Here is a 23,192-nt window from a genome sequence, read left to right as displayed (position 1 = left end):
GGGCGTGGCCGGTGAGGTCCGCGTCGACGTCGAGGGACGCACGCTCACGCTGAGCAACCTCGACAAGGTGCTCTACCCGCGCACGGGCACCACCAAGGGTGAGGTGCTCGACTACTACGCGCGGATCGCCCCGGTGCTGCTGCCGCACCTGCAGGACCGCGCCGTGACCCGGGTCCGGTGGCCGCACGGCGTCGCCGAGCCGAGCTTCTTCGAGAAGAACGCGCCCCAGGGCACGCCGGGCTGGGTGCGCACGGCGCGGGTGCCGACGAGCGGGTCTCGGGGTGGGTCACGTCACGGCGACCACCTCGACTTCCCGGTGGTCGACGACCTCGCGACCCTGACCTGGCTGGCGAACCTGGCCGCGCTGGAGCTGCACGTCCACCAGTGGACGGTGGGGCGCAACGGTCGGCCGAAGAACCCCGACCGCCTCGTGATCGACCTCGACCCGGGTGAGGGGGCGGGCCTCCACGAGTGCGCGGCGGTGGCGCTGCTGGTGCGTGAGCGGCTGGCCGAGCGCGACCTGGACTCGTGGGCGGTCACCAGCGGCAGCAAGGGCCTCCACCTCTACGCGCGGCTGCCCGGCCGGCTCAATCCCGAGGGCACCACCGCCCTGGCCAAGGAGGTGGCCGAGGAGCTCCAGAAGGCCCACCCGACGCAGGTGACCGCGACCATGACCAAGTCGCGGCGTACCGGCAAGGTCTTCCTCGACTGGTCGCAGAACGCCGGCTCCAAGACGACCTTGTCGCCCTACTCGCTGCGGGGACGGGAGCTGCCGTGGGTGGCCACCCCGCTCGCGTGGGACGAGGTCGAGGCGGGGGCCGCGGACCCCGTCGAGCTGGAGCAGTTCCGGTTCGAGCGGGTCCTGGAGCGGGTGGCCGACCACGGGGACCTCCTCGACGGCCTCGGCTGAGGGCTGTTACCGAACTGTGGCGCCGACGTCACGGCGACGTGTCGGCCACGTGTGGCGGGCCTCCCTAGGTTGGCACTAGCTGATCGTCCTGCCCTCGGATCCGCAGGTCGAACGGCCGCTCGTCCTGGCGAGGGGGGCGGGACGAGCGCAACAGTCGGGGGGAACTGCTGCCGGGTGGCTCTGCCCCGCGGGGAGGGTGTGGCAGGGCCGCCCGGCGCACCGGTAGCCCGGCAACCGAGGATGCAGACGATGGAGATCACCGCGACGCCCCGGCGTGGCCGTCGTCGCCGCCTGCTCGCCCGGATCCTGCTCGCGGTCGCGGTGCTCGCCCTGGTCGCGCTGCTCGCGCCGGTCGCGCTCGGTCTCCAGGCCCACACCGTCCCCGACGACGCGATGGGCGACACCGTGCCGCGCGGCGCGATCGTCTACGGCGAGGTGGTCTCGCCCGAGGAGCTCTCGTCCGGCGACGTGGTCATCGTCCAGGTCCCCGACGACGCCAGCACCTGGGTGACGCGGCGCATCGTCGCGGTGCGTGACGACGGGCTGATCACGCGCGGCGACGCCGCGGCCGGCGTCGACCCGTGGCTGGTGCCCCTCGACAGCGAGCCGGCCCTGGTGTCCTTCTACGTGCCGTGGCTCGGCGTCCCGCTCCTCGCCGGCCCCCTCGTCTGGGCCGTGGTGGCGGTGATGGTGGCTGCCGCCGTCACGGTCCTCCGCCGGCTGCGGCGTACGCCGCGTGGCGGTCCGGGCGGTGGGATGACGCAGTCCGGGCCGTCTCCTCGGGACCCGGCCCGGCTGCGATGACCGAGCGGCGAGGTCACCGCACCCGGTGCGTTCCGGCGCCCGAGCGGTGCTCCCGCCCGTATATTCGACCCCATGACGCGCGTGCTGGTCGTGGAGGACGAGGAGGACATCGCCTTCCCGCTGGTGCGTACCCTCCAGCGGGAGGGCTACGACGTGATCCGGGTCGAGAGCGGCGAGACCGCCCTGGCCTACGTCGAGCACACCCCCACCGAGGTGATGATCCTCGACCTCGGACTGCCCGACATGGACGGCCTGGAGGTGTGCCAGAAGGCGCGCGCCTCGGGCTACGGCGGCGCGATCATGATCGTCACCGCGCGGGCCGGCGAGCTCGACCGGGTGGTGGGCCTCGACTACGGCGCCGACGACTACCTCTCCAAGCCGTTCGGCCTCGCCGAGCTGCAGGCACGGGTGCGGGCGCTGCTGCGGCGTACCGGCCCCGGCTCGACCGTCGTCGAACCCGCCCCGCGGCCCGACCAGGTGCAGATCGACCACGCCGCCCGGCGGGTCTTCTGGGAGGACGCCGAGGTGCAGCTGACCGGCAAGGAGTACGACGTCCTCGCGATCCTGGTCGCCCACCGCGGCAAGGTGGTCGAGCGCGACCGCCTGATGGCCGACGTGTGGGACGAGAACTGGTACGGCTCGACGAAGACGCTCGACGTCACGATCGGGCGGCTGCGCAACAAGCTGGAGGGCGCCGGCGTGAAGGAACGCATCGTGGCGGTCCGCGGGGTGGGTTTCCGCCTCGAGGGCCCGGCTGATGCGTGAGCGGCTCGCAGCGGCGTTCGTCCTCCTGGCGGTCCTCGTCCTGGTGATGGCGGGGGCGGTGCGCGCCCGCGCCGTCGGTGACCTGCTGCGCGACCAGGAGGCGATGCAGCTGCGCAACGACGCCGCCCTGGTGGCCGACGTCATCGACGACTACCTGGCGACGGGGCGTGACGTCGACGTCGTGCTCCTCGACGGCCTGGTGCGTGCCGACGCGCAGCTGGAGTTCGTCACCGCGTCGGGGGAGTCGGTCGTCGCGACCGGCCGCCAGTTCGTGGACGAGGACCTGCTGGTCTCGGTCGTGGAGGCCGGCGACGGCGGCGCCCTGACGGTGCGCAGCGGGTCGGAGCAGGTCACCAGCCTCTACGCCCGCGAGCTGTCGGAGCTGTTCGTGCTGACCGCGCTCGTGGCGCTGCTCGCAGGGCTGGCCGGCTGGTTCGCGGCCCGGTGGCTGGCGCGACCCTTCCGCGAGCTCGCGGACGCGGCGGCGGCGCTGGGTCGTGGCCGCTTCGACGTACGACTGCCGGAGACGCGGATACCCGAGGCGCAGGCGATCGGCCAGGCCCTGCGGGTCAGCGCCGCCCAGCTGGAGGCGCGGATCTCCCGCGAGCGCGACTTCGCCGAGCACGCATCCCACCAGCTGCGGACGCCGCTGACGTCGCTGCGGCTCGAGCTGGAGGACCTCGTCACCCGCGACGACGTCGACCGCGACGTCAAGGACGCCGCCAAGCGGTGCCTGGCGCGGGTGGACGCCGTGAGCGGTGCCGCGGGGGAGCTGGTGGCGCTGACGCGGCAGGGAGCGCTGGTCGAGGGCGGCCAGATGATGCTCGGTGAGCTCGCCACCCAGATCACGCAGAGCTGGTCGGACCGGCTCGCCGACGCCGGCCGCACGGTCACGGCGCGGGCGGAGGGCGAGATCGACCAGCTGTTCACGCCGGGTCCGGTCGAGCAGATCCTCGAGGCGCTGCTCGACGAGGTGGCGCGGGGCGAGGGGCCGGTGCAGCTCTACTTCGAGGGCGGGCCGGGCCACGTCCGGGTGGTCGTGCCCGCGGGGGTGGCCGGCCAGACGCCCGCCCGTGGCCTCGACGCGGTCAAGGGGCTGGTGGAGCCGCAGGGTGGCCGGACCTCGGGTGACCTCGTCGGCGCCGACCTGGAGATCTGGATGCCCCGCCGCTGAGCGACGGCAGCTGCTCGAGCATCCGCCTGCGCACGAACCGGATCGACGGGCCGAAGGCCACCTTGACCGCGATGTTCATCGCCTTGGCGTCGCGCCCGACGTAGACGTGGAGCCGGTCGGCCTCGACGGCGGCGAGGATGGCGGCCGCGGCCTCGCGGGCCGGCATGGCGCGCATCCGCGACCGGTCCGCCGGCTCCGGCATCGAGACCCCCGAGTTCTCGGCGATCCCCGTCTCGACGGCGCCGGGCATGACGACGGTGACCCGGACGGGGGTGTCGAGCAGCTCGAGGTAGAGGCCCTCGCTGAGCAGCTTGAGGGCGGCCTTGCTGGCGCCGTAGACGGTCTGCCCCGGGAACGGGAAGAACCCGCCCATGCTCGAGACGTTGACGACGTGACCGGCGGGTCCGCCGAGCAGGTGGGGGAGGAACGTGCGTACGAGGTGCAGCGGCGCCCGCAGGTTGACGTCGAGGACATGCTCGATGGTGGCGTCGTCGAGGTCGGCGAGGTCGACGAAGGGCTGGATGATGCCGGCGTTGTTGACCAGGCCGTCGACCCGGCCGTGCTCCGCCACGACCTCGTCGGGCAGTGCCTCGACGGCCGCGCGGTCGGTGACGTCGACGACGTGTGTCGAGAGCCCGGCGTACGTCGCGTCGGCGGCGAGCTTCTCGAGCCCGCTCGCGTCGCGGTCGACCGCCGCCACCCGCGCCCCGGAGCCCGTCAGCTCCAGCACCAGCTCGCGGCCGATGCCGCTGCCCGCCCCGGTGACGACCCACGTCGTGCCCCTGATCCGCATCGCGACCCCCTCCCGGCGTCACTCCACGGTGGCAACCGCGGACGGGGCGTCGACAGGGTCGAAGGTCCCGGTATGCCCCACCTGGTGCTTGTGCCCGCTGTGGGGGGCGACGTAGACAGGCGACGTGCCCGTCGGGGCCGGAGGAGCGGGGGGATGTCATGGAGATCGCAGTACTCGGCACCGGCGCTGTCGGCCGGGCCCTCGCGGCCCGGCTCGACGAGCTCGGCCATCACGTCGTGGTCGGCACGCGCGACCCGGAGGCCACCGTCGCGCGGACCGAGGGCGACCAGCCGTTCTCCGTCTGGCACGGGTCGCATCCGGGTGTCGGACTCGCGACGTTCGCCGAGGCGGCGCGCGGCGCCGAGCTGGTGGTCAACGCGTCCCCGGGTGACGTGAGCCTCGCGGTGCTCGAGCTGGCCGGAGCCGACAACCTCGCAGGCAAGGTGCTGCTCGACGTCGCCAACCCGCTCGACTTCTCCGTGGGCTACCCGCCCACCCTGACGGTGAAGGACACCGACTCGCTGGGGGAGCAGGTGCAGCGCGCCCACCCCGAAGCCCGGGTGGTCAAGAGCCTCAACACGCTGAACGCCAGCGTGATGGCCGACCCGCGCTCGCTCGGCCACAGCACGACGGTCTTCGTCTGCGGCGACGACGCCGAGGCCAAGACCGTCGTCACGGGGCTGCTGCAGGCCATGGGTCACGACGACGTGATCGACCTCGGCGGCATCGAGAACGCCCGCGGCCCGGAGATGTACCTCCCGCTCTGGCTGCGCACCATGGCCGCGATCGGCACGCCGGCGTTCAACATCAAGGTCGTTCGCTGAGGGACCGCCGGCCCGGTCGTGAGCGCTGGCGCCTCGCGGCTACGGGCGCTCCGTTCCCGCCGAGGTCACTCCACCCCGCGCCAGCTGCGTGCCCGCCAGCTCCGGGCCCGCCAGCTGCGCGCCTCCCAGTTGTCGCCGCGCCACGAGCGCGCCTCCCACTGGTCCTCGGAGAAGGCGTAGGACTTCCAGGGCACGCCGTTCCAGGAGAGACCGGTCCACGGGACCGCCTGCAGCTGCTTGTCGACCCAGGTCCTGCCGGTCCAGACACGCCCGTTCCAGCGGCCTCGCTTCCAGCTCTTTCCCTGTGCCTGCGCCGCCATCCAGGCCTTGGCCTTCCAGGGCGAGCCGAGCGCGTCGAACTCCCCGACCAGGGCGTCGCCGGTGGCGGGGTCGACGATGTGCTCGCCGGCCCGGGTGGCCTCCAGGGTGCCCCGTCCGCTCGAGTCCTGGCGCGGTTCCGCTGCCGAGGGCAGGGAACGGGCGGAGCGGGCGAAGGAGACCGCGTCGTCGATCGCGACCATGCCGTCGCCCTGGGCCGGATCGAGGCCCAGCAGCGGCTGAGCGGTCCGCATCAGGATCGCCTTGGCCTGGGCCGGGGTGAGGTCGGGACGGGCCTGGAAGAGCAGGGCTGCGGCACCCGAGGTGGCCGCGGCGGCCTGCGACGTACCGCTGCCGCGGAAGTAGCGCTCCGCGTGGTCGCCCGGGACGCGGCCCTCGGGGTGCAGCTGGTCGGCGAAGGACCCCGGCACCCGCAGCGAGACCACCGACTTGCCGGGGGCCAGCACGTCGGGCCGCCGCGCGCGGGTCCCGCTGTTGGAGAAGGACGCCACGCTGTCGTCGAGACCGAGGGCCGTCCCCTCGTGGTCCGCGGCGCCCACCGCGAGCACGTGCGGGTCGATCGCGGGCATGAGCAGGGGGTGGCCGGGGCCGTCGTTGCCGCCGGACACCACGACCAGGATGCCCTTGTCCCAGGCGTTCTCGACGGCGGCGGCGAGCGGGTCCACCTGCCACGACTGGGTCGAGGCGGTGCCGTAGGAGAGGTTGAGGACGCGCACGTTCATGCCCTGCGCGCGGCGATAGCGGACCACCCAGTCGATGGCGGCGATGACCTGGGAGACGTCGGCGCCCCCGTCACCGGTGGCCACCTTGAGGCTGAGCAGCTCGGCGTCGGGCGCCACGCCCGCGAAGGTCTCCGGGGAGGGCCGGCGCGGGTCGAACCTCGCGTCGCGGCCGGCGATGATGCCGGCCATGTGGGTCCCGTGCCCGAAACCGTCGAGGTAGCGCGTGCCGGGCCGCTGGCTCTCGTAGGACAGGTCGGGCCCGTCGACGACCTGGTCCGGGTCGTCCAGCCCCGGCACCGGCGCCACGCCGGTGTCGATCAGGGCGACGGTCACGCCGCGTCCGGTGACGCCGCGGCGCCAGGCGTCGTGGGCGCCGATCCGCTTGGTCAGGGAGAACAGCGAGCCCTGGTCGCGGGCGCCGTCCCACCGGCCGTCGACGACCGCTCCGGTGCCCTGACCGCTGTCGTCGTCACCCCACAGGGAGTCGCCGAGACCGCCACGCGTGGTGAGCCCCTCGAGGAGCCCGCCCACCAGGCCGTCGCCGGGGAGGATGCCGCCCACGAGGCCGTCGCCGGAGAGGAGCCCGCCATCGCTGGCGCTCACGGGCGGTGCTGTTCCAGCCGTCAGGCCGGTCGCCAGCGCAGACGCCAGCAGACCGGCGCGTACGCGCTTCCAGGTGATGCTCGACATGGGGACCCACCGCCACATTTCCGTCGTGGGTGGCCAACTCCACCCGCCAGCAGGGTGCTCGACCCGTCCGTGGCGTGACAGGGGAACGCCGCCGCCTTTGCCTTCCGGACTAGACGGCCGGCCAGGTGCCCGGGTGTCCCGGGCCCGGGCAGGTCGGGGCACTGCGTTGCGACGATTCCCGAACACGGCGCCGTCCTCACGCCTACCGTTTCACCCAGAAGGGCGAGGTCGTCGGCGCACGAGGTGCGTCATCCCACCCGAGGAGCGCGCGCATGGTCGAGTCGGCAGCGGTTGACCCCGCCGACGACGCGGCCCGCCCGGGCGCGCGGGGCTCTGAGCGGCTGGTCCCGGTGCTGACCTGGGTCCTGGCCGCCTCGATGGCAGCCGCTGCGTGCCTCCTCGCGCTGCCGGGGATCCTCCAGGAACCGGATCTGGCCCGGCCCGGTCTCGTGTGGCTGGCCCTGGTGCCGCTCTTCGCGCTCGCCGAGGTCGTGGTCATCCACCTGCCGACCCAGCGCAACGCGTACGGTCACACGCTGCGCGAGCTCCCGGCGGTGCTCGGCCTGATCTTCCTGCCGCCGCAGCAGTACGTGACGGCGTACGTCCTCGGGGCGGGGTTGGCGCTCGTCGTCGCCGCCCGGATGCGGGGGGTGAAGCTGGCCTTCAACCTCGGCATGTTCGCGCTGGAGGCCGCGTTGGGCGCGCTGGCCTACCACGCGATCCTCCAGGGCGGGGACCCGCTGTCCTTCACCGGCTGGGCGGCCGCCATCCTGGCCGTGGTCCTCACCGACCTCATGTCCGCCGCCGCCGTGACGGCTGCGATCAGCCTCACCGAGGGCGTCTTCGACGGCGAGGTGCTCCACGAGGCGCTGGTGTCGGGCTCGTTCGCCGCGTTCGTCAACACGTGCGTCGCCCTGCTGGTGGCCACCCTGGTGGTGGTCCAGCCGACCGCCCTGCCACTGCTCGGCGTCGTGGTGGTGCTCCTCACCGTGGCCTACCGGGTGTACGTGTCGCTCGCACGCGGCCACGCGCAGACCCGGCTCCTCTACCGCTTCGTCGACCGCACCTCTGCGGCCACCTCGTCGGACGAGGTCATCACGGTCGTCCTCGACGAGACCGCCGCGCTCATGCACGCCGAGCGGGCCTACCTGGTGCAGGTCGCCGGGCCGGCCGCCGATGAGGTGCGGTGGCTCGCCGTGCGTGCCGGTGCGCTGCGTGCCGAGTCCCTCCCGCCCGACCGTGCCAGGGCGGAGTGGTGGTGGCCGGCGCTCGACGGCGCCGCGGTCCGGCACCACGCGCCCCGGGACCGGCGCGAGGAGGCGGCTCAGGCCGAGGACGGTACGACGCCGACATCGCCGTCGCGGGACGGGTTGGCTGCTCGGCTGGGCGGCGCCGGACCCGTGCAGCACCTGCTGGTGGTGTGCGACCGGTCCTTCGAGAAGGAGACCTTCGGCAAGGAGGACCAGCAGGTCTTCGAGGCACTCGCCGCCCACGCGGGCGTAGCCCTGGAGCGGGCACGGAGCGTCAGTGACCTCGAGGCCCTCGCCGCGAAGCTGGAGGTGGCCCGTGATGCCGCGTTGGCCGCCTCGGAGGCGAAGTCGCTGTTCCTCACCAACGTCAGCCACGAGCTGCGTACCCCGCTCGCCACGGTCCTGGCCACCGCCGAGATCCTCCAGGACACCGACCTCGACAAGGTCCAGAGCAACCTGCTCGAGCGGCTGCTCCGCAGCGGGGGCTCGCTGCGGGAGCTCGTGGAGGCGATCCTGGACTTCGCGCGCATGGAGGCCGACCAGGTCGAGCTCGCGGCGACGCCGTTCGACCTCCCCGCCCTGGTGGCCGAGGTGGCCGACGTCCACCAGCCCCGGGCCGAGCGGGCCGGCAACCGGTTCACCTACGAGGTGGCCCCGGGCGTGCCACGTCGGGTGGTCGGTGATCGCGGTCGCGTGCTCCAGGTGCTCCACAGCCTGCTCGACAACGCCGTCAAGTTCACCCACGAGGGCCAGGTGGGCCTGGTGGTGCGCTCGGCGACGCCGGCGGGCGAGGGGGTCGAGCTCGTCGTGCACGACACCGGCATCGGCATCGCGCCCGATGACCAGGACCAGATCTTCGGGGTGTTCAGCCAGGTGGACGGCAGCGCGACCCGGCACTACGAGGGCACCGGCCTCGGCTTGGCCGTCTGTCGCCGGCTCACGCACCTGATGGGTGGGACGATCGCCGTCGACTCCGTGCCGGGCACCGGGAGCACCTTCACGGTGCGGCTGCCCCTGCTGGCGGCCGAGCCGGGCTCACCGGAGGGCTCCGGCCCGCAGGACGGTGCCGAGGCTCGCGACGTCGACCCGACGGCGCTGCCCCTTCCGCGGTAGGCCCTCGACGACCGGTCCTGAGTCCCTCGGGCTGCCGCCCGCACCCGGGACCACGCTCGGACGGCGACCACGTCTGTCCCGCTGGTCTCACCGTCCACAGATTTGGCGGTGGCCCTCCCGATCGTGGCCGAAGAGACCTAGGTTGCTGGCCAAGGACCTCACTCGGGACAGGACCTGGCATGTCGGTGACCGACGCCCACGCGACACTCGTCGAGACCCTCGACGCCCAGCTGCGCGACCACGTACGCCGCAAGGGCGTCGACCCGCAGCGCGACTCCGGGCTGGTGCGCCGCATGGCCGAGGACGTGGTCCGCGACCACGACCAGCGCTCGCTCACCGGCGTCGTCGCCCCCGTGACCGACGCTGACTCGGTGGTCGGTGAGCTCGTCGCCCGGGTGTCGGGCTTCGGACCGCTGCAGCCCTTCCTCGACGACCCGGCCGTCGAAGAGATCTGGATCAACGACCCCAGCCGCGTCTTCGTGGCGCGCAACGGTCGTCACGAGCTGACCAACCTGATGCTCTCGACCGCACAGGTTCAGGAGCTGGTCGAGCGCATGCTCAAGTCCAGCGGTCGACGCATCGACATCAGCCGACCGTTCGTCGACGCGATGCTGCCCGAGGGCCACCGGCTCCACGTAGTCCTCGAGGGCATCAGCCGGGGCTTCTCGGCGGTCAACATCCGCAAGTTCGTGCTGCGCGCCACGACCCTGCAGGGGCTCGTCGAGCTCGGCAGCATCACCCCGGCGGCCGCGGCCTACTTCCAGGCTGCGGTGCGTGCCGGCCTCAACATCCTGGTGGCCGGTGGGACGCAGGCCGGCAAGACGACGCTGCTCAACACGCTCGCCGCCGCGATCCCTGGTGGAGAGCGCGTCGTGTCCGTCGAAGAGGTCTTCGAGCTGCGCTTCCCCCACCCCGACTGGGTGCCGATGCAGACCCGGCAGGCCGGGTTGGAGGGCACCGGGGAGATCACGCTGCGCGACCTGGTCAAGGAGAGCCTGCGCATGCGACCGAGTCGCCTGGTCGTGGGCGAGGTGCGCGCCGAGGAGTGCATGGACCTCCTGCTGGCCCTCAACGCCGGGCTGCCCGGCATGTGCACGATCCACGCCAACTCCGCGCGCGAGGCGCTGGTCAAGATGTGCACCCTGCCCCTCCTGGCCGGGGAGAACATCTCGGCCCGGTTCGTGGTCCCGACGGTGGCCGCGTCTGTCGACCTGGTCGTCCACCTGGCGCTCGACCACCACGGCCGGCGGCGGGTGCAGGAGGTCGTCGCCGTGCCCGGCCGGGTCGAGAACGACGTCATCGAGACCGAGCCCCTCTTCGAGACGGTGCAGGGAGAGCTGCGTCGAGCCCGGGGCACGTCACCGCGACGCGAACGGTTCGACCGGCTCGGCATCGACGTCCAGGCGCTGCTCGAGGTCGACCGCTGATGGGCGCCCTGGTCGGGCTCGGACTCGGCGTCGGCCTGTTGCTCGTGTGGTCGGCGCTGGCGCTCCCGCACGAGACGAGGACGCAGTCGCACGAGCCGCGGCTGCGGACGATGCTGGCCCGGGCCGACCTCGACCAGGTGAGCAGCGGCAGCTTCGTGGCGATGTGCCTGATCCTGGGTCTCGGCGCCGGTGTCCTCGTCCAGCTGGTGTCGGGTGCGCCGCCGGTGGCCCTGAGCTTCGCCGTCATCGCCGGCGGTGCCCCCGTCGCGGTCGTCAGGGCCCGTGGCCGCCGACGGCTCCGCGAGCTGGCCCAGGTCTGGCCGGAGGCCGTCGACAACCTGGCCTCCGCCGTACGTGCCGGCATGTCGCTGCCCGACGCGCTCGCGAACCTCGCCGTCCGCGGACCCGAGCCGCTGCGCCCGGCGTTCGCTGCCTTCGCCACCGACTACCAGCTCTCCGGCCGCTTCGGGGAGTGCCTCGACCGGCTCAAGGACCGGCTCGCCGACCCGGTCGGCGACCGCGTGGTGGAGGGGCTGCGCCTGGCCCGCGAGGTGGGCGGGGGCGAGCTCGGCCGGTTGCTCCGCAACCTGTCCGGCTACCTGCGGGACGAGGCGCGGACCCGTTCCGAGATGGAGGCCCGGCAGGCCTGGGCGGTCAACGGAGCCCGGTTGGCGGTGGCCGCACCCTGGGTGGTGCTGCTGTTCATGACGCCCCAGACCGCGGTGATCCAGCGCTACGCCTCACCCGGTGGCGCGCTGGTTCTCGCCTCCGGTGCCGCTGCCTGCGTGGTGGCCTACCGGCTGATGATGCGCATCGGTCGGCTCCCGGTCGAACGGCGGGTGCTGACGTGACGCTGGCGTCGTGGGGTGCCGTGCTCGGTCTGGTCGTGGCGGCGGGACTGCTGCTGGTGTGGGCGCGGGTCTCGGCGATCCGACGCCCCCAGCTCGCGATCCGTGTCCTGCCCTACCTGCGCGACCTTCCGGAGCTCGGCGGCACCGCGCCCCTCGCCTCGACGGGCGCGGTCGGCGGCGTCTTCGGCCCCCTCCTGCGGGTCGCCGCCCACGCCGTCGAGCGGGTCCTCGGTGGTGCCGCATCCGTACGGCGACGCCTCGAGCAGGCAGGTCTCGACCAGTCGGTCCACGAGTTCCGGGTGCAGCAGGTCGTCTGGGGACTCGTCGGCTTCGCCGTCGCCGCCGGCTACGGCGTCGTCCGGTCGCTCACCGGTGGCGCCGACCCGCTGTCCTCGGCCCTGCTCTGCCTCGTGGGCCTGGCGCTCGGGGTCATCTGGCGCGACCACCACCTGAGCAGCCAGGTGCGTGACCGCGAGCGGGCCATGCTGCTGGAGTTCCCTGCGGTGGCAGAGCTGCTCGCCCTCGCCGTCGCCGCGGGCGAGGGGCCCGTGGCCGCGCTCGACCGCGTCGTTCGCCGCAGTGGCGGCGAGCTCTCGCGCGAGCTCGCCCGCGTGCTGGCCGACGTACGCACCGGCAGACCGGTGGGTGACGCCTTCGACCAGTGGGCCGCCCGGTCCGGGCAGCCGCTCGTCTGCCGCTTCGCCCAGGGGATCGCCGTGGCCGTCGAGCGCGGCACGCCGCTCGCCGACGTGCTCCACGCCCAGGCCGCCGACGTGCGCGAGGCCGGCCGTCGCGAGCTCATCGAGACCGCTGCCCGCAAGGAGGTCCTGATGATGGTCCCGGTCGTGTTCCTCGTGCTGCCGGTGACGGTGTTCTTCGCCTTCTGGCCGGGCGTCATCGGCCTGTCGCTGACCACCCCCTGACGACCTGTCGATCGAATCGAGAGAGGAACGCATGACCCCTATCAACGAGCTGCTGCTCCGAGGCCACCTGGCCCTGATCGCGCCGCGGGACGATCGCGGCGACGTACCGGGGTGGGTGCTGGTCACCGTGATGACCGCCGGCCTGGTCGCACTGATCTACGGCATCGCCCGCGACGAGTTCCGTGAGCTGCTGCGGTCCGCGCTCAACTCCGTCAGCTGACGTCGTGCTCTGCCCCGTACGCCGTTCAGCTCGCGGTGCTGCGGTGGCCGACTTCGTCCTCGTGCTGGTGGTGCTGATCCCGTTGTTCCTCGGCGTGCTGCAGGTGGGGCTGGTGCTCTTCGTCCGCAACACCCTGGCCAATGCCGCCGCCGAGGGGGCACGCCACGCGGCTGCCTTCGACCGTGACCTCGCGGACGGTGAGCGCCGCACGCGCGAGCAGGTGGGGGCGGCGGTGTCGGGTCGTTTCGCACGGCACGTCGACGTCCGCACCGTCTCCCTGGGCGGGCAGCTCACGGTCGAGGTCGTGGTGCACGCCAGCGTGCCGGCGCTCGGGATCGGGGGGCCCGCGATCGGTCTCGACGTGGTCGGCCACGCCGTCGAGGAAGCACCGTGAGGCGACCGCGACGCAGCGACGGCGGCAGCGCGCTGGTGGAGGTGGTGTGGCTGGGGGTGCTGCTGCTGGTGCCGGTGCTGTGGATCGTGCTGTCGGTCTTCGAGGTCCAGCGCGGCGCGTTCGCGGTGACCGGGGCCGCCCGGTCGGCCGCGCGGGCCTACGCGCTGGCCGACTCCGACGTCGCCGGAATCGAGCGGGCGCGTTCGGCGATCCGGCAGAGCCTGGTCGACCAGGGGGGACCCGACCAGCAGTTCCGCTTCGACATCAGCTGCGACGCGACGCCGTGCCACACCCCCGGGGCGGTGATCACGGTGCAGGTCTGGTCGCGGGTCCGGCTCCCGCTGCTCCCGGCCGTGCTCGGTGGCGGAGCGCCGAGCTTCCGGCTCGACTCCACCCACACCGTGCCGATCGGCCAGTTCCGGGACTTCTCGTGAGCCGGCGCTCCGACCGCGGCCAGACGACGGTGCTGATCGTCGGCCTGGCGCTCGTGCTGCTGATGGCGGTGGGTGTCGTGGTCGACGCGACGGCGGCCTACCTCCAGCGGCAGGGGCTGTCCAGCGTGGCCGACGGGGCCGTCCTGGCGGCCGCCGACGCCGGCTCGCGCAACGAGGCGCACCTCTACGGCGAGGGCATCGGTGTGCAGGAGTCGCTGCAGCAGCAGCGCGCGCTCGCCCACGCCGCCGTGGTCGACCACCTGCGCGCGACCCGGGCCCACGGCTCCTATCCCGGCCTCACGTGGGAGCTCGGGTTCGACGCGTCGGCCGAGCGCGTCACCCTCCGGGTCCGCGCGCCGCTCGACCTTCCGCTCACCGTCCCCGGCTCGCCGGAGCGGACCATCGTCTCGGCCGAGGCCTCGGCCGTCGTCCGGCTGGACTGACCCAGCCGAGAAATTCGGTCGCGTCGGGGAATGGGTCCGTGGTGCGATGAGTTCTGCCCAGCACGGCGGTCGACTTGCGCAGGACGACCACCGGTGAACGGCCGGGCGACCTCGGCCCCGCGGTACCAGCCGCCGGGTCGCCTCCACCACGCACGCCAGGAGTACACGCATGTCCGAGTCGACCGCGACACCCGTCGTGGAGCGCACCAACGAGTCGCCGTACGCCGTCCTGCGCTGGCTGGTGCTCGCCACCTTCGTGGTGATCCTCAACGAGACCATCATGGTCAACGCCATCCCGCGGCTGATGCAGGAGCTCGAGGTCACGGCGCGCAGCGCCCAGTGGCTCTCGACCGCCTTCATGCTCACCATGGCCGTCGTCATCCCCGTCACCGGCTGGTTCCTGCAGCGGGTCACCACCCGGCAGGCGTTCACCACCGCCATGACGGTCTTCCTCGCCGGCACCCTGCTCTCCGCGCTGGCACCGGTCTTCTGGCTCCTGGTGATGGGGCGCATCGTGCAGGCCGCCGGCACCGCGGTGATGCTGCCGCTGCTGATGACCACGCTGATGACGATCGTGCCCGAGCACGACCGCGGCCGGGTGATGGGCAACGTCACGCTCGCGATCTCGGTCGCCCCCGCCCTCGGGCCTGCCGTCTCCGGCGTCGTGCTGCAGCTCGCCTCGTGGCGCTGGCTCTTCGGCCTGGTGCTGCCGGTCGCGGGCCTCGTCACCGTGCTCGCGCTGCGCAAGCTCACCGACGTCGGGGAGACTCGCCCGAGCCGCCTCGACGTCCCCAGCATCGGCCTCGCCGCGCTCGGCTTCGGCACCCTGGTCTACGGCCTGAGCCGGATCGGGGCCGCCGAGGGATCCGGCGTGCCCGCGCTCGCTCTCGTCGGCGCCGGCCTGGTCGTGGTCGCCGCCTTCCTGCTCCGGCAGCGCGCGCTCCAGCGCCGCGACATGCCGCTGCTCGACCTGCGGGTCCTCAGCCACCGCACGTACGCCGTGGGCGTGACCGTCCAGTCGGTGTCGTTCCTCGCCATGTTGGGCGCGATGATCCTGCTGCCGCTCTACCTGCAGGACCTCCGCGGCCTCACGCCGCTCGAGACCGGCCTGCTGGTCGCCCCCGGCGGCCTGGCCATGGGCCTGCTGGGTCCGCGCGTCGGACGCGCCTTCGACCGGGTCGGCGCCAAGCCGTTGGTGGTCCCGGGCGCGATCGGCCTCGTGATCGGGCTGGGCATGCTCAGCCGGGTCGGCGAGACCACGCCGTACGCCGTCGTGCTCGCCGGGCACGTCGTGATGATGGTCAGCCTGGCCGCACTCTTCACGCCGGTGTTCACCATCAGCCTCGGCGCGCTGCCGCCCCACCTCTACTCCCACGGCTCCTCACTGCTCGGCACCAGCCAGCAGGTCGCGGCCGCGATCGGCACCGCGGTCTCCGTCACGGTGCTCGCCTCGCGCTCCAACGCCCTGCTCGACGCCGGTGCGTCGGAGTCGGCCGCCTTCGTCGGTGGCGTCCAGTGGGCGTTCGGTGCTGCCGCACTGATCTCGCTCAGCGTGGTCGCGCTCGTCTTCCTGCTGCCCAGCCGCGTGCCCGGTGCGGGGCCCGCGCCGGTCGAGGAGGTCGACCCGACGGGGGAGCCCGACCCCGTCGGCTGCTGAGACCGCCCGCTGAGACCGCCCGGACGGGTGCTGCGGGGGGTGGCACGCCTCGCCTAGGGTCGAGCCGCACTCCCCGCACCCGTCTCGACACGTCTCGGAGAACTCGTGGACCCCACACCGATCGCACCGGCCTACAGCGCCGGCGTCCTGCTCGCCATCGCCGTCGGAGCGGTGGCGGTGCTGCTGTTCCTCATCATCCGGCTCAAGGTGCACGCGTTCATCGCGCTGGTGTCGGTCAGCTTCCTGACCGCGATCGTCACCCAGATCCCGCTCTCCGAGGTCGCCTTCGTCAGCACCTACTTCTTCGGCAAGACCCTGGGCGCGGTCGCGCTGCTGGTCGGACTCGGGGCGATGATCGGGCGGCTGCTCGAGGTCACCGGGGGAGCCCAGGTCCTCGCCGACACCCTCATCAACACGTTCGGGGAGAAGCGGGCGCCCTTCGCGCTCGGCGTGGCCTCGCTGCTCTTCGGCTTCCCGATCTTCTTCGACGCCGGCCTCGTCGTGTTCCTGCCGATCATCTTCTCGGTCGCCAAGCGGTTCGGCGGCTCGGTCCTGATCTACGCGCTGCCGGCCGCGGGCGCCTTCGCCGCGATGCACGCGGTCGTGCCGCCCCACCCGGGGCCGGTCACCGCCGCCACCGAGCTCGAGGCCAGCATCGGCCTCACCCTGCTCATCGGCACGCCCGTCGCCGTCGCGGCCTGGTACGTCGGCGTCTACCTCTTCACCAAGCTCTACGCCGGCAAGATCTTCGTGCCCGTCGACGACAGCCTGCTGACCGGACACAAGCCGGGCGACCCCGACGACCCGACCGAGCGCGGAACCCCGCCCGGCTTCGGACTCGTCCTGGCCGTGCTCCTGCTACCGCTGGGCCTGATCGCGCTCAACACCGTCCTCACCACGCTGATGACCGCCGGCACGATCGGGGAGTCCACCTTCGCCGAGGCGCTCGTCTTCATCGGTCAGACGCCGGTCGCGCTGCTGATCACGCTGCTGTTCGCGACCTACACCCTCGGCACCCGCGACCGTTCCCTGGCCCGCGTCGAGACCATCCTCAATGACGCCCTCGCCCCCATCTGCGCGATCATCCTCATCACCGGCGCAGGCGGTATGTTCGGAGGCGTGCTGCGACACAGCGGCATCGGCGAGGCCCTCTCCGACGCGCTGGCCGACCTCGGTCTGCCGCTGGTGGTGTCCGCCTTCGTCATCGCCACCCTGCTGCGGGTCGCGCAGGGCTCGGCCACGGTCGCCCTCACCACCACCGCGGGGCTGCTGAGCGCCGCGGCCGCCCAGGCCGACCTGTCCCCGGTCGACCTGGTCTGCCTGGTGCTCGCCATCGCCGCCGGCGCGACCGTCCTGTCGCACGTCAACGACTCCGGCTTCTGGCTGGTCAGCCGGTTCTTCGGCATGGACGTCAAGACCACCCTGCGCACCTGGACCGTCATGGAGACCACGCTCGGGCTCTCGATCTTCGTGATCGCGCTGCTGCTCTGGTACGCCGTGCCATGACCGCGGCGGGGGAGGGGCGGCCGGCCTGGCACCTGGTCTTCATGGGGGTGTCCGGGTCGGGGAAGTCGACCGTCGCGCGGCTGGCGCACGAACGGCTGGACTGGGCGTTCGCGGAGGGCGACGACTTCCACAGCGAGGAGTCGATCCGGAAGATGTCGGAGGGCCGCCCCCTCACCGACGGCGACCGCATCCCGTGGCTGGGCCGGCTGGCCGCCTGGACCCGCGACCAGGACGACGCCGGACGGTCCACGATCGTCAGCTGCTCGGCGCTGCGTCGCGCCTACCGCGACGTGCTCCGCACCGGCGGCGAGCACACCTACTTCGTCCACCTGACCGGCGACAAGGGGATGATCCTGGAGCGGATGGCGGCACGGGAGCACTTCATGCCCCCCGAGATGCTGGAGTCGCAGATCGCGACGTTGGAGCACCTCGAGCCCGACGAGCAGGGCCTCACCGTCGACGTCGACGACCCGCCCGAGCAGGTCGTCGACCGCGTGCTCGCCGAGCTCGGGTTCGACTGAGTCCGGTCAAGAGTCCCGGGAAGTCGCCACCTCGGTCTCCCGCGCGGGGTACGGTGCTGGCACCCCCCGACCCTGGAGTCCCCCGTGCGCCACAGCTTCCGGGCCGCCCTGTCGGCCGCCATCCTCGCCCTCTTCGTCACCCTCGTCCCCGCCGTGCCGGCCCAGGCACAGAGCGTCGAGAACTACCAGAAGCAGGCGCGGTCGGTGACCAACGCCAAGCGGGTCCAGCACGACCGCGTCAAGCTCCGCAAAAACAAGTGCCTGCAGCGCTTCGCCCGCAACCACGCCAAGCGGATGGCCAACCAGGAGCGGATGTTCCACCAGGACCTCGGTCCGGTCATGCGGCAGTGCGACCTCACCTCCGCCGGCGAGAACGTCGCCTACGGCTTCCGCACCGGCCGGTCGGTCGTCAACGCCTGGATGAACTCCTCCGGCCACCGCCGCAACATCCTCCGCCCGCGGTTCCGGCTGATGGGGCTGGCCATGCGGCGCAGCGACAACGGCACGCCGTACGCCGTCCAGGTGTTCGGGAGCCGCTGAGGTCCACCGCCCCGGCGTGGGGGGTGCCGGCGCGGTTAGGGCGCCGACCCTCCCGGCGGTAGCCTTGCCTCTCGTGGCAGGACCCGACTACGACACCGAGATCAAGCAGCTCCGGGCGACGATGAAGACCATCGGCCAGGTGCTCGACCTCGACGCCATGCGCGCCGAGATCGCCGACCTCGGGGAGCAGGTCGCCGCCCCCGACCTGTGGGACGACCAGGAGAACGCCACCCGCGTCACCGGCCGGCTCTCGCTGCTCCAGAACGAGCTCGAGCGCTACACCGAGATCGCCTCCCGCATCGACGACGTCGAGGTCATGGTCGAGCTCGGGCAGGAGGAGAACGACGCCGACACCCTGGCCGACGCCGAGCGTGAGCTGGGCAAGCTGCAGAAGGCCGTCGAGAGCCTCGAGATCCGCACCCTGCTCTCCGGCGAGTACGACGCCCGCGAGGCCCTGGTCACCATCCGCTCGGGAGCCGGCGGGGTCGACGCCGCCGACTTCGCCGAGATGCTGATGCGCATGTACACCCGGTGGGCCGAGCACCACAAGTACTCCGTGGAGGTCTTCGACACCTCCTACGCCGAGGAGGCCGGCCTCAAGTCCGCCACCTTCGCGATCCACGCGCCCTACGCCTACGGCACCCTCTCCGTCGAGGCCGGCACCCACCGGCTGGTCCGGATCAGCCCCTTCGACAACCAGGGACGCCGCCAGACCTCCTTCGCCGCCGTCGAGGTGGTGCCCGTGCTCGAGCAGACCGACGAGATCGAGATCCCCGACGAGGAGATCCGGGTCGACGTCTACCGCTCGGGCGGTCCCGGTGGCCAGTCGGTCAACACCACCGACTCCGCCGTCCGGCTCACCCACATCCCCACCGGCGTGGTGGTCTCCTGCCAGAACGAGAAGAGCCAGCTGCAGAACAAGGCCAGCGCCATGGTCGTCCTCAAGGCCAAGCTCCTCGCCCTCAAGAAGGCGGAGGAGAAGGCCGAGCTCGACGAGATCCGCGGTGACGTCGCCGCATCGTGGGGCGACCAGATGCGCAACTACGTGCTGAACCCCTACCAGATCGTCAAGGACCTCCGGACCGGACACGAGACCGGCAACCCGCAGGCGGTCTTCGACGGCGAGCTCGACGACTTCCTCGAGGCCGGCATCCGCTGGCGGGCCGGGGCCGACAAGGCCGCCGCGGTCTGAGGACCTTCGAGTAGAGCAGCCGGTCAGGCCCGCGCTGCCTCCAGCACCGCCACGCACCACGCACTGGCACGTTCCTCGACGCTCGACTCGCCGCCCGCCTCGCCGCTCGTCTCGTCGCTCGTCTCATCACTCGTGTCGCTGCCGGGCTCCAGGGTGCAGCTGAGCCAGGCGTCGCCGAAGAGCCCGCGGTGGGCCCACTGCGTGACCCCCGCGTCAGTGCAGGTGGTGGCCACCGACGGGTCGCCGAAGTCGCCGCCGCCCGTGGTCGAGCACTCCGGGCCGGTCGCCTCGCGCACGAGCGTCCTCGCCCGCTTCGGCGTCACCGGAGGTGCGAACACCCACGCGGCGGCCCGGGTGCCGTCCGGACCGGTCCAGCTGCAGCCGTACTCCTGCACCCGGTCGCGAGTCCCGTCCGGCAGCCGCAGCCGGTCGCCGTTCTCCCAGCTCCGGTGACCCTCGGGCATCTCCCCGAGGGCGTGCTCCAGGGCGGTGGGGGAGACCCGGTCGCAGAACGGGCCGCGGACCACCGTCACCCCCCGCGCGTCGTACGACGCGAGCGTGGTCGGCTCCGGAGCAGGCGTGCTGGTCTTCGCTGGCGGCTCCTCGGCCGCGGTGCAGCCGGTGAGGCCGACCACCCCGGCCAGCAGGGCCGCCCCGACGCCACGCCGTCGCATGCGGTCACTGTGCCACGCCACGGCGCCCGCGGTTGGCTGGCGCGAGGACGGCTCGACTACTCTCGACCCGGTGATTCGCTTCGAGAAGGTCGTCAAGACCTACCCCGGTCAGGGCGCCCCCGCCCTCGACAACGTGACGGTCGACGTCGAGAAGGGCGAGTTCGTCTTCCTCGTCGGCGCCTCCGGCTCGGGCAAGTCCACCTTCCTGCGCCTCGTGCTGCGCGAGTCCCGCCCCACCTCCGGCCGCGTCTACGTCGCCGGCAAGGAGATCAACCGGCTCGCCGGCTGGAAGGTGCCGCGGCTGCGCCGCCAGATCGGTACCGTCTTCCAGGACTTCCGGCTGCTGCCCAACAAGACCGTCTCCGAGAACGTCGCCTTCGCGCTGCAGGTGATCGGCAAGGGCGCCTCGGAGATCAAGTCCCTCGTGCCCGAGACGCTCGAGCTGGTCGGCCTCGACGGCAAGGGCGACCGGATGCCCGACGAGCTCTCCGGCGGCGAGCAGCAGCGCGTCGCTGTGGCCCGCGCCTTCGTCAACCGGCCGATGATCCTCATCGCCGACGAGCCGACCGGAAACCTCGACCCGGCCACGTCCGTCGGGATCATGAAGCTGCTGGACCGCATCAACCGCACCGGCACCACCGTGGTGATGGCCACCCACGACTCCGGCATCGTCGACCAGATGCGCAAGCGCGTGATCGAGCTGGAGGGCGGCCACGTCGTGCGCGACCAGGCGCAGGGCGTCTACGGCTTCCAGCACTGACCCCCCGACCCAGGAGTCCCCACCCCCATGCAGCTGCGTTACGTCTTCTCCGAGCTCGGCCAGGGCCTGCGTCGCAACCTGTCGATGCACCTGGCCGTGATCCTGACGCTCTTCGTGTCGCTGACCCTGGTGGGCCTCGGCGTGCTGCTCAACCAGCAGGCCGTGAAGGCCGGCGACCAGTGGGGCAACGAGCTCCAGGTCACCGTCTTCCTGTGCCGCGACAACGACGAGAACCCCGCCTGCCCCACCGAGGTGACCGACGCCCAGCAGCAGGCCATCGAGAAGGTGGTCGAGGAGAACCCCGAGGTCGCCAGCTGGTACGTCGAGTCCAAGGAAGAGGCCTTCTCGAAGGTGAAGGAGCTCTTCGGGCCGGAGCGGTTCGAGGGGCGCAACGCCGCCGCCACCGCCGACGACATGGCCAAGTCGATCTGGATCACGCTGGAGGACCCCGACGAGTACCAGGGCATCCTCAGCGCCGTCCGCGGTCTCGACGGCGTCGGCTCGGTGCGTGACCAGCGCGCCGTGGTCGGTCCGATCCTCCGCGGCATCGAGGCCATGCAGTGGGGCGCGCTCGCCATCGCGGCGTTCCTCGTCGTGGCCGCCCTGCTGCTGGTGGCCAACACCATCCGGCTCGCGGCGCTCGCCCGGCGCAAGGAGATCGGCATCATGCGGCTCGTCGGTGCCTCGACGGTCTACATCGCGCTGCCGTTCCTGCTCGAGGCCGTGGTCACCGCGCTGATCGGCGTCGGGCTCACGGGCGCCGCCATCGGTGCCTTCATGTGGTTCGGCGTCAACCAGAGCCTCACCGACTTCGTGGGCTTCATCCCGTGGGTCGGGCTGGAGGAGTTCATCTACGCCATGGGTGTGGTCGCCGTCCTCGGGCCCGTGCTGACGCTGCTCCCGACACTCGTACTTACCCGGAAATACCTCAAAGTCTGATCCTGCTCGGCTACCTTCGAGGGGTTACTTCCCCGAACGTCGAAGGCAGATCCGGTGCGCTTCTTCCCCCGTACCGCCCGTCGCCGCCTGCTCGTGGCCGGAGTCGCGAGCTCGTTGGCACTGGGCGCGCTGAGCATCCCGTTGGCCTTTGCTGACGACCTCCGGGACAAGCAGCGCAACGTGCAGAGCCAGATCAAGAAGGGCGAGCGCGAGCTCGAGGTCTCCAGCTCCCGGCTGCGCGATGCCCTCGACCGGCTCAGTGCCGCCCGCGCCGACCTGACCGCGGCCCGCGACCACCTCGAGCGCACCAAGGTGCGCCTCGCCGAGGCTCAGGAGCGCGACCGTGAGATGCGTGAGAAGCTCGCCCAGGCACGTGCCCGTCTCGCCCAGGCCGAGGCCGACCTCGCCCGCGGCAAGCAGGACGTCGCCTCGCAGCGGGAGTCCGTCACCGACCTCGTGACCACGATCTACCAGGAGGGCGACCCGGAGCTGCAGGCGTTCTCCAGCATGCTCAGCGCCCGCAGTCCCGCCGAGCTCACGTGGACCCAGGAGGGGCAGAGCGTGATGCTGGGTCGAGAGACCCGTGCCTACGACCAGCTCCGTGCCGCCGAGGTGCTGCTGCAGGTGCGCCAGGAGCAGATGGAGGCCGCCGAGGCCGAGGTCGAGAAGCGCCGCCAGGAGGCGGCCGACCACCTCGTGCTGATGCGGGAGCTCACCGTCGAGGCCAGGGAGGCGCGCGCCCGGGTCCGCGAGGTCGTCGACGAGCAGCGCGTGGCCACCCGGGCCGCTTCCCGCGCCCGCGCCCAGGACCGCGCCGACCTCGCCAAGCTGCGTGCCGAGGAGCAGCGGATCCGCGAGCTGATCGCGCAGCAGGCCCGCAGCGGCGGCTACAACGGAGCCACCGGCGGCTTCCTCAACCGGCCGGTCCCGGGCATCGTCACCTCCGGCTACGGCTACCGGACCCACCCGATCTACGGCTACTACGGCCTGCACAACGGCACCGACTTCCGCGCCTACTGCGGCACCCCGATGTACGCCTCGGCCGGCGGCACGGTGCTGTCGACTCACTACTCCTCGGTCTACGGCAACCGGCTCTACCTCAACGTCGGGACCGTCAACGGCAAGAACGTCACGGTGGTCTACAACCACCTGTCGCGCTACGCCGTCGGGCGTGGTGCCCGGGTCGCGCGTGGCCAGGTGGTCGGGTACGCCGGCGCGACCGGCTGGTCGACCGCCTGCCACCTGCACTTCATGGTGCTGGTCAACGGTCGCCCCGTGGACCCGATGAACTGGATGTGAAACCAGTTGCGGCCGGCTGAGAGAATCG

General features: G+C 72.4%; 24 protein-coding genes. 21 read left to right on the top strand and 3 right to left on the bottom strand.

Annotation, left to right across the window (positions count from 1 at the left end; genetic code table 11):
* Nucleotides 1-4 precede the first annotated feature (4 nt).
* From ligD to K6T13_RS13295, 4 genes are all read left to right on the top strand, one after another.
* Complete coding sequence (ligD, locus tag K6T13_RS13310) at nt 5-910, top strand: non-homologous end-joining DNA ligase (RefSeq protein WP_222895035.1); 906 nt, start codon at nt 5-7, stop codon at nt 908-910.
* Between the two features lie 249 nt (nt 911-1,159).
* On the top strand, nt 1,160-1,714 hold the full coding sequence (locus K6T13_RS13305) for a S24/S26 family peptidase (RefSeq protein ID WP_222895034.1): 555 nt from the start codon (nt 1,160-1,162) through the stop codon (nt 1,712-1,714).
* A 72-nt stretch (nt 1,715-1,786) separates the two neighbouring features.
* Nucleotides 1,787-2,479: a response regulator transcription factor gene (locus K6T13_RS13300; RefSeq protein ID WP_222895033.1), complete on the top strand. Its 693-nt coding sequence runs from the start codon at nt 1,787-1,789 to the stop codon at nt 2,477-2,479.
* Nucleotides 2,472-3,653, top strand: coding sequence for a HAMP domain-containing protein (locus K6T13_RS13295; protein WP_222895032.1), 1,182 nt, complete (start codon nt 2,472-2,474; stop codon nt 3,651-3,653). Before K6T13_RS13300 ends, K6T13_RS13295 begins: the two co-directional genes overlap by 8 nt.
* Here K6T13_RS13295 and K6T13_RS13290 read toward each other — a convergent pair.
* Entirely contained in the window at nt 3,568-4,446 is an 879-nt protein-coding gene (locus K6T13_RS13290; protein ID WP_222895031.1) for an SDR family NAD(P)-dependent oxidoreductase, read from the bottom strand. The two genes, K6T13_RS13295 and K6T13_RS13290, sit on opposite strands and share 86 nt — an antisense overlap.
* A gap of 158 nt (nt 4,447-4,604) precedes the next feature.
* Between K6T13_RS13290 and K6T13_RS13285 the strand changes: the two genes are divergently transcribed.
* Nucleotides 4,605-5,270 carry an NADPH-dependent F420 reductase gene (locus K6T13_RS13285; RefSeq protein ID WP_222895030.1) on the top strand — a complete coding sequence of 222 codons (666 nt, stop codon included), beginning with the start codon at nt 4,605-4,607 and terminating at the stop codon, nt 5,268-5,270.
* 65 nt (nt 5,271-5,335) lie between these two features.
* Here K6T13_RS13285 and K6T13_RS13280 read toward each other — a convergent pair whose 3' ends face one another.
* The gene (locus K6T13_RS13280) at nt 5,336-6,934 is read right to left on the bottom strand and encodes a S8 family serine peptidase (RefSeq protein ID WP_222895029.1); all 1,599 of its coding nucleotides are present in this window, start codon (nt 6,932-6,934) and stop codon (nt 5,336-5,338) included.
* Between the two features lie 359 nt (nt 6,935-7,293).
* On the opposite strand from K6T13_RS13280, the gene K6T13_RS13275 reads away from it, so the two are divergent.
* The 13 genes from K6T13_RS13275 to prfB all read left to right on the top strand — a co-directional run bounded on the left by K6T13_RS13275 (nt 7,294) and on the right by prfB (nt 19,492).
* Nucleotides 7,294-9,384, top strand: a complete 2,091-nt coding sequence (locus tag K6T13_RS13275; protein ID WP_222895028.1) for a sensor histidine kinase — start codon at nt 7,294-7,296, stop codon at nt 9,382-9,384.
* A 179-nt stretch (nt 9,385-9,563) separates the two neighbouring features.
* Nucleotides 9,564-10,811: a TadA family conjugal transfer-associated ATPase gene (locus tag K6T13_RS13270; protein ID WP_222895027.1), complete on the top strand. Its 1,248-nt coding sequence runs from the start codon at nt 9,564-9,566 to the stop codon at nt 10,809-10,811.
* The gene (locus tag K6T13_RS13265; protein WP_222895026.1) at nt 10,811-11,662 is read left to right on the top strand and encodes a type II secretion system F family protein; all 852 of its coding nucleotides are present in this window, start codon (nt 10,811-10,813) and stop codon (nt 11,660-11,662) included. Before K6T13_RS13270 ends, K6T13_RS13265 begins: the two co-directional genes overlap by 1 nt.
* Nucleotides 11,659-12,585: a type II secretion system F family protein gene (locus K6T13_RS13260; RefSeq protein WP_222895025.1), complete on the top strand. Its 927-nt coding sequence runs from the start codon at nt 11,659-11,661 to the stop codon at nt 12,583-12,585. Before K6T13_RS13265 ends, K6T13_RS13260 begins: the two co-directional genes overlap by 4 nt.
* Before the next feature lie 31 nt (nt 12,586-12,616).
* On the top strand, nt 12,617-12,805 hold the full coding sequence (locus tag K6T13_RS13255; RefSeq protein ID WP_222895024.1) for a hypothetical protein: 189 nt from the start codon (nt 12,617-12,619) through the stop codon (nt 12,803-12,805).
* A gap of 43 nt (nt 12,806-12,848) precedes the next feature.
* Entirely contained in the window at nt 12,849-13,199 is a 351-nt protein-coding gene (locus K6T13_RS13250) for a TadE/TadG family type IV pilus assembly protein (RefSeq protein WP_249423784.1), read from the top strand.
* On the top strand, nt 13,196-13,633 hold the full coding sequence (locus K6T13_RS13245) for a hypothetical protein (protein ID WP_222895022.1): 438 nt from the start codon (nt 13,196-13,198) through the stop codon (nt 13,631-13,633). The genes K6T13_RS13250 and K6T13_RS13245 overlap by 4 nt, the downstream gene beginning before the upstream one ends.
* The gene (locus tag K6T13_RS13240) at nt 13,630-14,076 is read left to right on the top strand and encodes a TadE/TadG family type IV pilus assembly protein (RefSeq protein WP_249423783.1); all 447 of its coding nucleotides are present in this window, start codon (nt 13,630-13,632) and stop codon (nt 14,074-14,076) included. Before K6T13_RS13245 ends, K6T13_RS13240 begins: the two co-directional genes overlap by 4 nt.
* Nucleotides 14,077-14,245: 169 nt before the next feature.
* The gene (locus K6T13_RS13235) at nt 14,246-15,733 is read left to right on the top strand and encodes an MDR family MFS transporter (protein WP_222895021.1); all 1,488 of its coding nucleotides are present in this window, start codon (nt 14,246-14,248) and stop codon (nt 15,731-15,733) included.
* 105 nt (nt 15,734-15,838) lie between these two features.
* Nucleotides 15,839-17,239 (top strand): GntP family permease, encoded by a 1,401-nt coding sequence (locus K6T13_RS13230; protein WP_222895020.1) that lies wholly within the window; start codon nt 15,839-15,841, stop codon nt 17,237-17,239.
* The gene (locus K6T13_RS13225) at nt 17,236-17,760 is read left to right on the top strand and encodes a gluconokinase (RefSeq protein WP_249423782.1); all 525 of its coding nucleotides are present in this window, start codon (nt 17,236-17,238) and stop codon (nt 17,758-17,760) included. Before K6T13_RS13230 ends, K6T13_RS13225 begins: the two co-directional genes overlap by 4 nt.
* An 84-nt stretch (nt 17,761-17,844) precedes the next feature.
* A complete protein-coding gene (locus K6T13_RS13220; RefSeq protein WP_222895019.1) occupies nt 17,845-18,300 on the top strand; it encodes a CAP domain-containing protein in 456 nt (151 codons plus the stop codon).
* A gap of 73 nt (nt 18,301-18,373) precedes the next feature.
* A complete protein-coding gene (prfB, locus tag K6T13_RS13215; RefSeq protein ID WP_222895018.1) occupies nt 18,374-19,492 on the top strand; it encodes a peptide chain release factor 2 in 1,119 nt (372 codons plus the stop codon).
* Between the two features lie 23 nt (nt 19,493-19,515).
* Here the strand turns inward: prfB and K6T13_RS13210 are convergent, their stop codons facing one another.
* Nucleotides 19,516-20,166 (bottom strand): hypothetical protein, encoded by a 651-nt coding sequence (locus K6T13_RS13210; protein ID WP_222895017.1) that lies wholly within the window; start codon nt 20,164-20,166, stop codon nt 19,516-19,518.
* A gap of 70 nt (nt 20,167-20,236) precedes the next feature.
* Between K6T13_RS13210 and ftsE the strand changes: the two genes are divergently transcribed.
* The 3 genes from ftsE to K6T13_RS13195 are packed head-to-tail and all read left to right on the top strand — an operon-like array spanning nt 20,237 to nt 23,164.
* On the top strand, nt 20,237-20,926 hold the full coding sequence (ftsE, locus tag K6T13_RS13205; RefSeq protein ID WP_222895016.1) for a cell division ATP-binding protein FtsE: 690 nt from the start codon (nt 20,237-20,239) through the stop codon (nt 20,924-20,926).
* A gap of 27 nt (nt 20,927-20,953) precedes the next feature.
* Complete coding sequence (gene ftsX / locus K6T13_RS13200) at nt 20,954-21,865, top strand: permease-like cell division protein FtsX (protein ID WP_222895015.1); 912 nt, start codon at nt 20,954-20,956, stop codon at nt 21,863-21,865.
* A 54-nt stretch (nt 21,866-21,919) separates the two neighbouring features.
* Complete coding sequence (locus K6T13_RS13195) at nt 21,920-23,164, top strand: M23 family metallopeptidase (RefSeq protein WP_222895014.1); 1,245 nt, start codon at nt 21,920-21,922, stop codon at nt 23,162-23,164.
* The last annotated feature ends 28 nt before the right edge of the window (nt 23,165-23,192 follow it).

The sequence above is a fragment of the Nocardioides coralli genome (genome assembly GCF_019880385.1).
GTDB classification, from domain to species: domain Bacteria; phylum Actinomycetota; class Actinomycetes; order Propionibacteriales; family Nocardioidaceae; genus Nocardioides; species Nocardioides coralli.
This window is presented reverse-complemented; position numbering and strand designations above follow the sequence as displayed.